Annotated in this window: 15 protein-coding genes; 1 reads left to right on the top strand and 14 read right to left on the bottom strand. The window is 53.5% G+C overall.

Going from position 1 to position 13,358, the window contains the following annotated elements:
• Window positions 1-66: 66 nt before the first annotated feature.
• The 11 genes from mtrB to HRQ60_RS12795 form a co-directional block, all read right to left on the bottom strand.
• Window positions 67-291 (bottom strand): trp RNA-binding attenuation protein MtrB, encoded by a 225-nt coding sequence (gene mtrB, locus HRQ60_RS12845; protein WP_172196230.1) that lies wholly within the window; start codon window positions 289-291, stop codon window positions 67-69.
• Between the two features lie 188 nt (window positions 292-479).
• The gene (locus HRQ60_RS12840) at window positions 480-752 is read right to left on the bottom strand and encodes an HU family DNA-binding protein (RefSeq protein WP_172196229.1); all 273 of its coding nucleotides are present in this window, start codon (window positions 750-752) and stop codon (window positions 480-482) included.
• Window positions 753-987: 235 nt separating this feature from the next.
• Complete coding sequence (locus HRQ60_RS12835; RefSeq protein WP_172196228.1) at window positions 988-1,347, bottom strand: 2Fe-2S iron-sulfur cluster-binding protein; 360 nt, start codon at window positions 1,345-1,347, stop codon at window positions 988-990.
• A 74-nt stretch (window positions 1,348-1,421) separates the two neighbouring features.
• Window positions 1,422-2,462 (bottom strand): NAD(P)H-dependent glycerol-3-phosphate dehydrogenase, encoded by a 1,041-nt coding sequence (locus HRQ60_RS12830; RefSeq protein WP_172196227.1) that lies wholly within the window; start codon window positions 2,460-2,462, stop codon window positions 1,422-1,424.
• Window positions 2,455-3,093, bottom strand: a complete 639-nt coding sequence (plsY, locus tag HRQ60_RS12825; RefSeq protein WP_172196226.1) for a glycerol-3-phosphate 1-O-acyltransferase PlsY — start codon at window positions 3,091-3,093, stop codon at window positions 2,455-2,457. Before plsY ends, HRQ60_RS12830 begins: the two co-directional genes overlap by 8 nt.
• A 303-nt stretch (window positions 3,094-3,396) precedes the next feature.
• Entirely contained in the window at window positions 3,397-4,719 is a 1,323-nt protein-coding gene (gene der / locus HRQ60_RS12820) for a ribosome biogenesis GTPase Der (RefSeq protein WP_172196225.1), read from the bottom strand.
• A gap of 254 nt (window positions 4,720-4,973) precedes the next feature.
• Window positions 4,974-6,263: a 30S ribosomal protein S1 gene (gene rpsA, locus HRQ60_RS12815; protein WP_172196224.1), complete on the bottom strand. Its 1,290-nt coding sequence runs from the start codon at window positions 6,261-6,263 to the stop codon at window positions 4,974-4,976.
• A gap of 86 nt (window positions 6,264-6,349) precedes the next feature.
• Entirely contained in the window at window positions 6,350-7,054 is a 705-nt protein-coding gene (cmk, locus tag HRQ60_RS12810; RefSeq protein ID WP_172196223.1) for a (d)CMP kinase, read from the bottom strand.
• Between the two features lie 191 nt (window positions 7,055-7,245).
• Window positions 7,246-7,887, bottom strand: a complete 642-nt coding sequence (locus tag HRQ60_RS12805; protein ID WP_172196222.1) for a flagellar brake protein — start codon at window positions 7,885-7,887, stop codon at window positions 7,246-7,248.
• 216 nt (window positions 7,888-8,103) lie between these two features.
• Window positions 8,104-8,853, bottom strand: a complete 750-nt coding sequence (gene prsW, locus HRQ60_RS12800) for a glutamic-type intramembrane protease PrsW (protein WP_172196221.1) — start codon at window positions 8,851-8,853, stop codon at window positions 8,104-8,106.
• A 108-nt stretch (window positions 8,854-8,961) separates the two neighbouring features.
• Window positions 8,962-9,573: a genetic competence negative regulator gene (locus HRQ60_RS12795; protein ID WP_172196220.1), complete on the bottom strand. Its 612-nt coding sequence runs from the start codon at window positions 9,571-9,573 to the stop codon at window positions 8,962-8,964.
• A 387-nt stretch (window positions 9,574-9,960) separates the two neighbouring features.
• On the opposite strand from HRQ60_RS12795, the gene HRQ60_RS12790 reads away from it, so the two are divergent.
• Window positions 9,961-10,947 (top strand): polysaccharide deacetylase family protein, encoded by a 987-nt coding sequence (locus tag HRQ60_RS12790; RefSeq protein WP_172196219.1) that lies wholly within the window; start codon window positions 9,961-9,963, stop codon window positions 10,945-10,947.
• Between the two features lie 108 nt (window positions 10,948-11,055).
• On the opposite strand, the gene HRQ60_RS12785 is transcribed toward HRQ60_RS12790, so the two are convergent.
• From HRQ60_RS12785 to HRQ60_RS12775, 3 genes are read right to left on the bottom strand one after another with little or no spacing between them, the layout of a single operon-like run.
• Entirely contained in the window at window positions 11,056-11,892 is an 837-nt protein-coding gene (locus HRQ60_RS12785; protein WP_172196218.1) for a metallophosphoesterase, read from the bottom strand.
• On the bottom strand, window positions 11,883-12,332 hold the full coding sequence (locus HRQ60_RS12780) for a hypothetical protein (protein ID WP_172196217.1): 450 nt from the start codon (window positions 12,330-12,332) through the stop codon (window positions 11,883-11,885). The genes HRQ60_RS12785 and HRQ60_RS12780 overlap by 10 nt, the downstream gene beginning before the upstream one ends.
• Window positions 12,329-12,919 carry a CPBP family intramembrane glutamic endopeptidase gene (locus HRQ60_RS12775; protein WP_172196216.1) on the bottom strand — a complete coding sequence of 197 codons (591 nt, stop codon included), beginning with the start codon at window positions 12,917-12,919 and terminating at the stop codon, window positions 12,329-12,331. Before HRQ60_RS12775 ends, HRQ60_RS12780 begins: the two co-directional genes overlap by 4 nt.
• Window positions 12,920-13,358: the final 439 nt, after the last annotated feature.

Below are 13,358 nucleotides of genomic sequence, written 5' to 3'. Positions count from 1 at the left end.
AACGCTATTTTTGTCACAATCTTTTCTATTATAACATACGCTTTTTCAAACGACTAACGCAAACACTCAGGTTTCCGTTTCGATATTTCCGTGTTTGGTGAATACCGTAGCTCTGCCGCGAACCTTGATCGCCGACGTGTGATCGGTAAACTGCGCGATCAGTACTTCGCCTTTGTCCAGCTTCTCCGTATGATGAAACCGGGTATCTTGGCCGCGCGTCAATCCGATCACATGCACACCGTTCTCATGGGCTTTGATGACGATATAATCCGCTTTTTCCGAATGTTCCACAATTGTTCCCCCTTTTTTTCGTTCTTTGATACAGTCTATTTATGATGGCAAATGCCGGCCTGTATTGTCAACCGCCCAGCCGGGATGAAAAAGAAAAAAGCCGTGAATGGTTATTCACGGCTTCTTCCCGATCGCCCAACCTGGGCCGGGCGATACAAAATCTTCAATCCCTGGGGATTATGTAGATTTTATTTAATTCCGTCTTTCAGGGCTTTGCCCGGTTTGAAAGCAGGAATCTTGCTTGCCGGGATTTCGATCTCTTCGCCGGTTTGCGGGTTGCGTCCTTTACGGGCGGAACGTTCGCGAATCTCGAAGTTTCCGAATCCGACGAGTTGTACTTTCTCGCCGTTTTGCAGAGCGGAAGCAATGGCTTCGAAAACAGAGTCAACCGCTTTGGTTGCTTCTTTCTTGCCAAGCTCCGAAGCTTCTGCTACGTGGCTGATCAGATCAGATTTGTTCATGCGTTTCACCTCCTGTTACAGTCATACCCGGCACTCGTCCGAGTGCCCGCCGAAAAGGCGTATTTGGTCTTTCCGATAAGCCTGATCACAAACCGCCGAGCGGCGTAAGGCCGGAATTCTCAAACTGCCAGAACTTGCGTTCTGTAGGCAACATCCATATAGTAATACACCGGCCTTATAATTTCAAGCGTTTCGTAAACCCCAGGCGACATTTAACCAAGCAGGCGTTGTCCGCTCACCGCCAAAAGTCATCTTCTTCCCGCTGTTTTTCCAACTGCAGGCGGACCGCACGCTTGAGCGGATCTTCCGGTGTCTCAACCGAAATATCCCCGCACACTTTGGCTTGGCAGGCCAGGCGAACCCCGTTATCCAAGGCTGTCCCCAGTTTTCGGCGTTCCCCTTCGGCGGGCGGCAGAACGCCGCCGCTTCCGGGTTCGAGCGTCACTTTGCACATCAGACAACCCATCTTGCCTTCACAGCGAACCGGAATATGCACACCGGCCGTACGGGCTGCCGCAAGCAGGGACGTCCCCGAACGCACCCGGGCACTTTTGCCTTCCGGGGTAAACGATACGGTATATCGCTCTGTCGACATGTTGACGCCTCCTCTCGAAAAGGCGCTTCCCGTATAGGAGGCGCCGGCCGATTTGTATCGTTCAACTCTTTGGATCAGGTATGCCACTGCTCCCAGGTTTCCTGGGAGATCATTTCCATTTCGGTTTTGGGGCCGCGGCCCATCAAAGCTTCGACAGCAGTCTTCGGATCGAGGCCGTCAAACAGAACGCGGTACAGCTGCTCGGCAATCGGCATCTGTACCTTATATTTCTGCGAAATAAAGTGCGCCGCTTCCGTCGTCCGAATTCCTTCGACTACCATTCCCATAGAGTCCAGCACTTCCTGGAGAGGTTTGCCCTGGCCCAGCATGTATCCCGCCCGCCAATTCCGGCTGTGCTTGCTGGTTGCGGTTACGACAAGATCGCCTACTCCCGCAAGTCCCGAGAACGTCAGGGGATTGGCTCCCATTTCCGTGCCGATTCTTGTAATCTCCGCCAACCCGCGCGTCAACAAAGCCGCTTTGGCGTTGTCGCCGTTCTGCAAACCGTCCGACATCCCGGCTCCGAGCGCAATGATGTTTTTGAGCGCTCCCGCAAGTTCGGCTCCCAGCACGTCGCGGTTGGTATATACGCGGAAATACGCATTCATCAGCAGATTCTGCGCACGCTGCGCCGCTTCTTCGTTGGCGGAAGCGACCACGATCGTGGTCGGAAGCCGGCGTGCCACTTCTTCGGCATGGCTCGGACCGCAAATTACGCCGATATGCGATTCCTCGCAGCCCAGTTCTTCCGAAATGACCGTGGACATCCGTTTCAGCGTCCCGGTTTCCATGCCTTTGGTTGCATGTACACAGAGCATCTTCTCATTCCAGTAAGGTTTGAGAGCACGGGCCACTTCCCGCATCGCTTTGGAAGGAGCCGCAATAACAACGGCTTCCGCCTCATGAAGCGCTTCTGCCATATCGGCGGTAGCCCGGATTCCTGTCGGGATAGCAACCCCGGGCAGAAAACGCGAGTTTTCCCGCTGTTCGTTGATTTCTCTGACATGCTCTTCGCTGCGTGCCCACAGCCGAACATCATGGCCGTTGTCGGCCAGTACCATCGCCAGGGCCGTCCCCCAGCTCCCCGCTACCAATACGCACACTTTTTTAGCCAAGGCTGTGCTCCTTCCCGCCGGACTTCGAGCCCAGCTTGTTCTCTGTTCCGTTTTTCAGCTTTACCAGGTTGCCCCGGTGCCGCCAGACGGCAAGCGCCCAGATGACCACACTGACCACCAATACGGCGGTTCCGTAGTCATGCCAGCCTGCCGCATCGTAAACAAGAAGAAATACCGGTGTCAGCGTGACAAACAGCAGTGAGCCCAGAGACACGTAGCGGGTAAAAACGATCGCCAGAATGCCTATAATACCGGCGGACAAAGCAGGCAGGAAACAAATGGTTGCCAGCATGCCGATCGTTGTCGCAATCCCTTTGCCGCCTTTGAAATGGAAATAAAGCGGCCAGTTATGCCCGATTACCGCAGCCAGTCCGGCAAGAGCCGGCGCCCATTCCATGTCCGGTGCAAGCCAGCGGCCCAGCCATACGGCAAGAATACCTTTGCAGATATCGAGCACAAGAACAAGAATAGCCGGCCCTTTGCCCAATACCCGAAGCGTATTGGTCGCCCCGGCATTGCCGCTTCCGTGGTTGCGGATATCGATCCCTTTCAACAACTTGGCAAATAGTACGCTGAAACTGACCGAGCCGAGCAGATAGGCGGCCGCGATCGCGATTATCGATAATATCATGATTCGCTCTCCTTCGCGCAACGGAACTTGTATACGGTACGTTCTCTTACTAGTACCTTTTCAACTCTTAGTCAGAGGTTTACGTTTTCCTGAAACGCGCACGCTTTAGGTGCGATTCCGTCGGAGACTTCGTACACGCTTCAAGTACGAAATCTCAGGGGAGCGTAACCTTACCTTTAGTGTTGACAAGGTATTCGTACCTTGACCGATAACGATGTTAGGTTACGCCCCTCGAAAACCCGCTTGAACCGTGCGTGTTTCCGATGAACGCAAACCTCAGATTTGATTCGGTCAAGGTACTAGTTAATCTTTATCTTCGGATTTGCGTCTGGTAAAGATACGGATCGGCGTTCCTTCGAAGTCGAAAGCCGCCCGAATCTTGTTTTCCAGGTAGCGCTCGTAAGAGAAGTGCATCAGTTCCGGCGCATTGACGAATACGACGATCGTCGGAGGCTTGACCGCAACCTGCGTCGCATAGTTGATACGCATACGGCGTCCTTTGTCGGTCGGCGGCGGATTGATGGCTACCGCATCGGAGATCACATCGTTCAAGAGACCCGTCGGAATCCGGCGGGAATGCTGCTCGGCTACCAGATTTACGGCAGGAAGCAGTTTCTGAACCCGCTGTCCGGTCAGAGCCGACAAGAAAACGACCGGCGCATAGGTCATGAACAGGAAATGATCGCGGATACTTTTTTCGAAATGCTGCATCGTTTTGTCGTCTTTTTCTACAGCATCCCATTTGTTGACCACAAATACCGAAGCTTTGCCGGCTTCCAGCGCGTAACCGGCAATATGTTTATCCTGCTCGATGATGCCTTCTTCGCCGTTGATTACCACGGCTACCACATCGGCGCGTTCGATCGCCCGCATGGCACGCATCACGCTGTACTTTTCCAGGTTCTCGTACACTTTGCCGCGTTTGCGCATGCCAGCGGTATCGATCAGCACGTACCGCTGACCGTCACGCTCGAATTCGGTATCGATCGCGTCCCGCGTCGTTCCCGCCACATCGCTGACAATTACGCGCTGCTCGCCAAGCAGAGCATTGACCAACGAAGATTTGCCGACATTCGGACGTCCGATCAGAGCGACCCGAATCACGTCATCTTCATACGCGTCGTCTTCCGTATCCGGCAGTTTCTCCACAATTACATCCAACAGATCGCCGACGCCGCTGCCGTGGGCACCCGAAACTCCAATCGGATCTCCAAGACCCAAATTGTAGAATTCGTAAGTGTCGTCCATGCGCGTCATATTGTCGACCTTGTTGACTGCCAGAATAATCGGTTTCTTGGAGCGATACAGCATTTCCGCCACTTCCGAATCCGACTGGGTCAAGCCCGCTTTCGCGTCGCACATCAGGACAATCACGTCTGCTTCTTCGATTGCCAGTTCCGCCTGCGCTTTGATCGATTTGAGGATCTGCTCGTCATTGAGCTCAATCCCTCCGGTATCGATAATACTGAAAGATCTGCCGTTCCATTCGCCGACTCCATAGATCCGGTCGCGCGTGACGCCCGGTTTATCTTCGACGATAGACAGTCTGTCGCCGATGATACGATTAAAGATCGTCGATTTGCCCACGTTCGGGCGTCCTACGATCGCGACTACCGCTCTTGCCATTTGATCATTCCTCTCTGTCAGCTTCAGCTGAAAAAAATCCCTTTACGCGACAAGAAACGGACAAACCGTTCCATCTTGGATCGGCCCCCGTTTCCCGTCGGCATATAAAACGCGATCCAGTCTTTTGACCGAATCCCGTTTGTGGTTGCAGTCGAAGAACACAGCCTATTTCACAGCCGCTTCATCCCGATATTGCAGAAACGGCGAACCCGCAGCGGGTCCGCCGTTTGCTCGTAGCTATGCTTCGGGTACGATTATTCTTCCGATTGACCCAATTTTTCTTTGAGTGCAGCCAGGTCGAAACGTTCGCCCAGCGAAACGTTCATTCCTTGGTTGCTCAACGAAACGTTAGGGTTGTCGATTTTCTCAACGCGTGGGCCTTTATCGCGGCCTCTGCTCGATCCCGATCGTTCCGGTCTGTCGGATCTCTCCGGTCTTTCCGAACGAGCTTCGCCAGCAGGCGCTTCTTCGGTTTCTTTGATGCTCAGGCTGATGCGTTTTTCGGAAGGGTTTACGTCCAGAACTTTCACTTGAACCGTTTGTCCTTCTTCCAGAACTTCCTGAGGCGTACCGATATGCTTGTGGGAGATTTGCGAGATGTGAACCAGGCCTTCTACGCCAGGAGCGATTTCAACGAATGCGCCGAAAGGCACGAGACGTTTAACTTCGCCGCTGATGATTTCGCCTTGGCTGAACTTCTCGGAAGCCGTTTCCCAAGGACCCGGAGTCGCCGCTTTGATGCTCAGGCTGATTTTGCCTTTTTCCGGATCAACTTTGAGAACTTTAACCTTAACTGTTTCGCCCTCGGATACCGCGTCCGATGGTTTGTCGACATGATGCCAAGCCATTTCGGAAACGTGCACCAGACCGTCAACGCCGCCTACGTCTACGAATGCGCCGAACTGCGTCAAACGCTGAACTTTGCCTTCGATGACTTGACCTTCTTGAAGTTCAGCCATCACTTTGTGCTTATTGGCTTCGAATTCTTGTTCAAGAACGTCTTTTGCGGACAGAATAACTTTGTTGTTTTCGCGGTCAAGTTCTTTGACGCGAACACGGATCGTGCGGCCTTTGTAGTCGCTGAAGTCTTCGACGAAATGACGCTCAACCATCGAAGCCGGGATGAAAGCGCGAACGCCGCTTACGTCCGTCACGATTCCGCCTTTTACGACGTCCGTGATTTTAACTTCGAAGATCTCTTTGCTCGCGAATTTCGCGTCGAGTTCTTCCCATGCTTTTGCGCCTTGGATCGCTTTTTTCGACAGAACCATTTGCTCTTTGTTGTCGTTCAGGCTGACAACTTTGGCAACGACTTCTTGGCCGATTTCAGCGCCTTCTTCAAGCTCGCTTGTCGCGATTACGCCGTCGTATTTATAACCGATGCTGACGTACGCTTGGTCATCGTCCAATTTCACGATTGTACCGGTAACGGTGTCGCCTTTTTTGACGCTGACAACCTGTTCCAGCTGATCCTGCGTAGCCGTTTCTTCGTTTACTTCCTGGTTTACTGCTTCTTCATTTTGATTTCTTGTCTCTTCCGACATGTTAAATACCCTCCTCGATTCAAAACCCTCATATTTAAACCCGCGTGCGCAGAGTTCAAAACAATACTGCTTCGGCCGACGCTGCTTTAACCCAGTTGGGCAATTTCACGTTCGGCCAGGTGCGCGATCGCATCGGCCACCTCGTCGATGGTCATATGCGTCGTATCGAGCACCGTGGCGTCATCCGCACATACAAGCGGCGACACCTCGCGGCTGCGGTCAAGATTATCCCGTTCCGCAATCTCGCGTTCCAGCTGTTCCAGCGTAATAGTCTCGCCCGACTGCGGAAGTTCCCGGAATCTTCGGCGAGCGCGTTCTTCTACCGTGGCGGTCATAAAAATCTTCACCTCGGCATCGGGCAGCACGGTCGTTCCGATATCGCGTCCATCCATGACGACGCCTTTGCGTAAAGCCATTTGCCGCTGTGCAGAAGATAACTTCGCACGCAGCCCCTCGATTTGCGCATATCGGGAAACCGTCCGGCTGACCGCAAGCGAACGTATCTCGTCCGTCACGTCGACCCCGGAAAGCCGTACTCGCTGACCGTCTTCTCCGGGTACCAGCTCGACTTCAAGGGCTGCCATGCGTTCAAGAACCGCTGTTTCGTTATCCGCATCGATCGCCTGGTTAAGCATATCCCAAGTTACGGCCCGATACATCGCACCGGTATCCACATAAACGTAGGATAGCTGTCTGGCTACTTTGCGTGCGACCGTACTTTTGCCTGCTCCCGCAGGCCCGTCGATCGCGATGTTGATTCTGAACTCCCGTTCCCCGCTCAAGCTGGACAAGGGGACACTCCTCCTCGAAACCGCCGCCCGCCATGTTTCTGTCGGGCAGGCTTCTCAATCAATAAAAAAGCAGGCTGTGCCTGCGACAATAAAATTATAGCATAAGGATCTTTAATTTGCAAAACGTGTACGCATGAAAACAAAAAACGCCCCCACCTGTGAACTACGAACGCCGCCGGTGTTCGAACCGTTCAGCGGTTCCGGAAATCCAGCTGGCGTTCGAAGCAGTAGCGGATGACTTTCTGACGTTCCGTATCGACCATCCGCGTAAAACGTACGCTGATGGTGTTGCGTCCCGTCCCCGGTTCTTTCACGCGCGTCACTTCCCCGCCGAACGAAACATGGTCGACATTCCCGCTTTTGTAAGCCAGAATAATCCAGCCGTCCACCTGCTGATTCATCTGGATCGAATGATCGAGCGTGTCGGTAAAAGACAGTCCTCCCCCGCTCAAATCGGACGTCATGGCGGTAAAATGAAAGTCCGGTGCCTGTACGGCGATCTCCACCTGCGCGGGAACCCGCAGATAATGGCGCCGCTGCACTTTCGAAATATCTTCCGGCATCGGCTTGCTGATTCGCATAAGAGGAATCGAGTCGTCCTGATACCCGAGCACATGCGCCGTGAAATAATACTTCACTCCGTCTTCCGTCATATGATAAACCGAAAGTTCTTCGCCCAGGCGAAGACGGCTCATCCGGCCGCCGCGGATCGGAAGCTCGGTCAGCAGCGAATTTTCCTCGATTTCGGAAATTCTCGATCGGTGTTCGTTTTCGGGTGTCGCTTCCATGGATACGGGCTGCATAAACAGCATGTCGTTGGTTTTCGGATACATTTTTGATCGCCCGCCTTCATTATACTGGTACTCGGCGCCTGCCCGCTTCTGCTGGCTTCCTATCCGGATTCCGCTCGGGCCCATCGCCTTTCCCAGTATAGCATGGAAGAATATTCACGTAAGCCCAAACGCCTGAAAAAAACGCAAAGAAAGCCCGGAATCCCGATTCCGCACCGCCGCTCCAATCAAGCGAACCGGTTCTTTGGAATCAAGATCCTAGGCTTCTTTTTTTTTCGACAAGGCGGCCGTTTTGGCGGGGGCATCGGAAGATGCGCCGCCCAGCGGTTCTTCTTTTTTCAGAAAACGGAACGGAGAGCGGTTGTTCGCTTTGACCACTTTGTCCATGCCGCCGTACCACATCAATACCATGAACGGAACGATGTACCACAACCAGTAATGACCCGACAAGTTTAGAATAAGGTCGTAGAACCCGTGCCAGATCAGCGGCATCAGCAAAGACAGGACCAGGAACTTTCTTCGTTGCGACGGAGGCGCGAATTTGGCCCGTCCCATATAATAGCCCATCACTACGCCGAACATCGCATGGCCGGATACGGGCAGCAGTCCTCGCAGCAGCAGCGACCCGAACGAAGCTTTGAGCGTGAAGGCATATAGAACGTTCTCGAGCGTGGCAAATCCGAGCGATACGGCGACCGCATACAGAATTCCGTCATACGGTTCGTCGAATTCCGTATGGTTGTAGATGAATTGGAACAGGACATACCATTTGAAAAGTTCTTCCACGGCGGAAGAGATTCCAAACGCAAACAGGTACGGATTGTCGCCGAAGCCCCGCAGCAGCCCTTGTTGGACAATCGTAATCGGCAGAACCACCAAAAAACCGAGCAGAAACATGCGCATGACCATATGCAGCGGTTCGGCATCGTATTTATCTTTTAAATAAAAATAGAACAGCAGGGCTATGCCCGGCGTAATGGCCGCGACCAGGACGGTCAAAAAGAGCATCGTGTCCCCCTTCCTCGCCCGCTTACGGCGAAAATCCCGGCTCCTTCCGGGTGCTCAAACGAAAACGGCCGCCCCGAACGGTCGGGACGGCTGCGTTTCCCACGGACATCAGGCCCGACGGTCGAAATGCATGCAGATCTGGGCAATCGCCCGGTCGGCCATGACGGTCTTGCCGTATTCCTGGAGTACAGAGGTAGTGATCGTCGAAGAAGTACCGAACTCGGCAAGCACAGCGACGAGGGAATCGTGCTGCGAATCTTCGAGATCCTCTGCCGAAAAGTGCAGGAACCAAGCGTTATTATAATGGTAAAGCGAACCGGCTTCGGGTACCCGATCCTGCAGCACGTGCGCCGCTTCGATCAGGGGCTCGATATCTTGGAAAGAGTAAACGATCGTATCGCTTGCCTCCATGGTCACTTCCATTTCATAAACTTCATCCGGCATTTCTTCGTCTCCCGTATCCGAATGGAGTGGATCGTATTTGCCTTTCGTCACGACGACAATCATCCCTTGCGCCGGAAGCGCAAACACTTCTACGGCCAGAGGGCCAGTCGCGTCGAAACCGAGTTCGGTGTAGGCTTGGTCCATCATTTCGGTAAACAAATCATGGACCCTCGGAATCTCCTGCCACATATCTTCCCGCTGAATTCCGCGTTCGTTCAGATCGTCGGAAGTCAGAAAAATACGGATTTTATCGGGGCTTAATCGTTCAATTTTCACGACAGGACCCTCCTTTTGGAGTCAGTTTTTTAGCAAAGGCATCCCAAGGCGTGTCTTCAAATCAGGGTCTTTGTTGCGAATTTCGTTCCGAATCGGTCCGGCTGCCCGTTCTGCAACGTAGGAAACGAGGCCGACGGCCGATTGGGGACGACGCATCCTTTTGAAGACACGCCGAATGTGGTGTGTTTTATATTATATAACCACATATTAATGTTATCACTTCTTTCTTTCAAATGCACGCTTGGATCTGCGATGGTATGAAAGGTTTCAGGTCGAAATGAAAAGGTTACAATCCCGTTATGTGCCGCAAATGCGGAGTCGATTATGCTAAGCTTTAATCGTTACATAAAGGCACAAATGTATGGAAGAAAGCGAGATGAGTCACAGATGTGGAAAAAAACGGCCCTGTTCTGGTTGGCCGCCGGCCTTGTGCTCGGCGCCTGCGGGAACACCGCCGAAGAAGCGGGAACGAAGGATGCCAAGCCGCAGACGGCGGAAGCCTCGAACCCGGCCAGCAAACAGACGGATGAGACCGCTCCGGCGGACAGTACGGCTCCGGCAGCCGAAGAGCAAGGCACGGACGCTCCGAAAACCGAAGAAGCCGCATCGGAAACCGCAGGCGACACTGCGGATGCGGGAACGCAAAAGGCCGACGACCCGGCAGCGGATCCGAAAACGGCAGCAGACAAAAAGGACGGATCGGACGCTGCACAGGCGGCGGCCGCGGAAGAAGTCCCGGTCGAGTACCATATGAACGCCAACTACGACATCGTACCGAACGAAGGTAGCAAGGCTCCCAAAAAAGTCGTTCTGCTGACTTTCGACGATGGCCCGAAAGAAGCCGCGATGCTGAACAGCATGTTCGATACGCTCGACAAGCATAAGGCCAAAGCCATTTTCTTCGTCAACGGCTACCGGGTCAAAGAACATCCGGAACTGCTTAAGCTGATCCAAGAACGCGGCGGAATTGTAGGCAATCACAGTTACGATCATATTTACTTGAACGAACAGAGCAATGAAGAAATCAAGAAACAAATCGAAGACGTCCAGACCATCGTCGAGAAAACGATCGGCGAGAAGCCGGAATTTTTCCGTCCGCCCAATGCGGCCGGCAATGATTACGCCCATCAGGTGGCGGCCGAGAACGGCCTGCTGTATATGACCTGGTCCGTCGGTTCACTGGATTGGGTCAACAAGAAGGATCCGCAGGCCGTGATCGACAATGTGTTCGATCAGCTGCATGCGGGAAGCAATATCCTGATGCACGAACTGCCTTGGACGGTCGAAGCGCTCGATGACCTGCTGACCCGGCTTGAGAAAAAAGGCTACAGTTTCGTTGATCCGCGCAGTATCGACACCATTAAACAGCCTTAAGTCCTTATGCGGCCAAGCTTTTCGCTTCGCCGCCCAAAACAAAGACCGCTTCCCCGAGGGGAGCGGTCTTTGTTTTGGGACAAAACCCGTTTGGCAGTCTTCGGGCGGCTACTTTGCAAGCGCCGGCGCACTGCGCAGCGTGAGCAGATGCGTTTCGGCGGGCGAACCGAGCCGCAGCGGAAAATGACTGGTCCCGATTCCCCGACTGATGCGCAGTCCGGTCGTCCCTCCGTCTTCGGCTTCGATAAAGTGCGTTCCGTCCAGATACGTTTTGTAAAAAGGCTTGGACGCAGCCGGACCGACTACCGGTAGACTGATTTGCCCCCCGTGGGTATGCCCGGCGAATGCGTAGTTGGCCGAGGTGCGGCGCAGCGCCACAATCCATTTGGGATCATGCATCAGCACCAGCACGCAGTCTTCGCGGCGAATACGCGGATCGCCTCTCCATAACCCCGCCGGTCCGAGATCGTCGATTCCGGCCAGCCAGATCGTACTGCCGCCGCGATGAAGCGGCACATTCTTGCTGCCGAGCGGCTTGACGCCGCATTCTTCGAGCAGACGGTCCAGCTTCTCCATATTCGGCATGTAGGCTTCATAATCATGGTTCCCGTATACCGCATAGGACGGCCCCAGTGTACGCAGCATCCGCATATTCGCACAGGTGCGTTCTTCGGGTACGCCCCGGTCGGTCAGGTCCCCCCCGATCCATACGATATCCGCTTTCCCCTGCAGGGCGGCGATTTCGTTCTCCGGAAGCGCTCTCCGGTGGATATCCGAGATAAAATAGATCCGGTAGCCGTCGAAAGCTTGCGGCAGCCCGGGAACGTGCACGTCTTCGTGCAGCACCCGAAAAGCCATTGCTTCTTTTACCATATGCACGCCCAGACCGGCCGCGGCACCTGCCGCGGCGGCGAGCGCCTGTTTCCAACCCAACTTTATTGCCATGGCCATTTCACTCCTGTCGCCTGGGTTCCCCACCACAGCAGTGTCCCGAGCAGGATCAAGAACAGAAGGACCAGGGTTTCGTAAAACCATTTGGTCAGCCTGATCCGACTGGACGGGTACAAAACGCTGCGCGGCGGAAGTTCGGAATCCGGATCTTCTTCTTCCTGCTTGTCGGGTACGATTTCGGGCTCCGCATAAGCGATTCGCTCTTTTCTAGATCGTCCCACGGTAGAAGCGTTATCTGCGAACGGAACTGCGGATACCGCTTCCTCCGGGAGGACGGGCAGAGCTTCACGGTTCTCGGGAATGGAAAGTCTCATCACCGTCGTATCCGACAGCTTCATTTGGTTATCCTGCCACTCCTGCTTGAACGTCTGGCGCTTGCGGCGCTTCTTCCTGTTGCTCGGATGCCGATCCATACGGCTTAAACGTTCGCTCATTGTTCCTTCTGTTCCCTCCGTTTGATCATGATGCCCGAAATGAAGTCGATCAAGAAATGGCAGACAATCGGGGCCCACAGTGTGCCCGACTGCAGATAGATCCAGCCGAGGCCGTAACTGCTGGCGAACACCCACGCGGTCGGCAGCCAATGTTTCAAATATCGAATATGAATCAGCGCGAACAGAATACTGGTCCAGTAAGGACCCAGATGATACTGAATCGCTCCGCGGAACAGCAGTTCTTCGCAGATCGAAACCATTGCCGCAATCACAAAAATATGCCAAAGAGGACGGCTGCGAAACAGCATCGCATTGATTCCGCCATCGTCCAGATCTTCTTCACGGCCCCAGACGGTCATCAGAAAATCAACGAAAAACATAATCGCCGCAAAGCCGAATCCCCAATATAAAAATTCCGGACCGGCCGGCAGTTCCAGCAGATGCAGCGGATTGCGGCCCTGCAGCAGGATCCATACGGTTCCGACCAGCAGCGTGAGCCCCTGGGTCAGGTAGAGATTGGCGAGAAGCATTCCATCGGTAAGCCTTACGGCACCGCGCCGATTTTTGTTTTTCTTGTTGTTTGTCATGGTTTCGTTTCCTTCGGGGAGAATTTCGATCGGTTGCCCGGCATGCATCCCCCACAGCCGCTACAATTTAGAAAGCTTAATTATAATCAAATGATAACGAAAAGCCCGGTTTTAATCAAGTTTCACCCGCCCAATCGACTGCATCCCGCTATTTTTCTTCTGAGCGATGCCGGTTTATGTCTCTTCAAAAAAGACGGACGCCTTTTCTCTCACCTTGTTAGAATGATCGGAAATAAGCAGTCTTTCTTCAATAGCAAAGCGAAATTTAGGTTTATTCATTTATGAAACCCGAATTTATTTTAGTCGTTGACACTTCTTGTCACCTTGTGTTAAAGTATGAAAAATTCAACTTGAGCAAAACGCTTTGAAGGAGAACGATTGGAGGGTGCATATACAGAGAGCCGGTGGTTGGTGCAAACCGGTTGTGCATCCCCTTCCC

Origin of the sequence: Saccharibacillus qingshengii, from assembly GCF_013185195.1 — a bacterium.
GTDB classification, from domain to species: domain Bacteria; phylum Bacillota; class Bacilli; order Paenibacillales; family Paenibacillaceae; genus Saccharibacillus; species Saccharibacillus qingshengii.
This window is presented reverse-complemented; position numbering and strand designations above follow the sequence as displayed.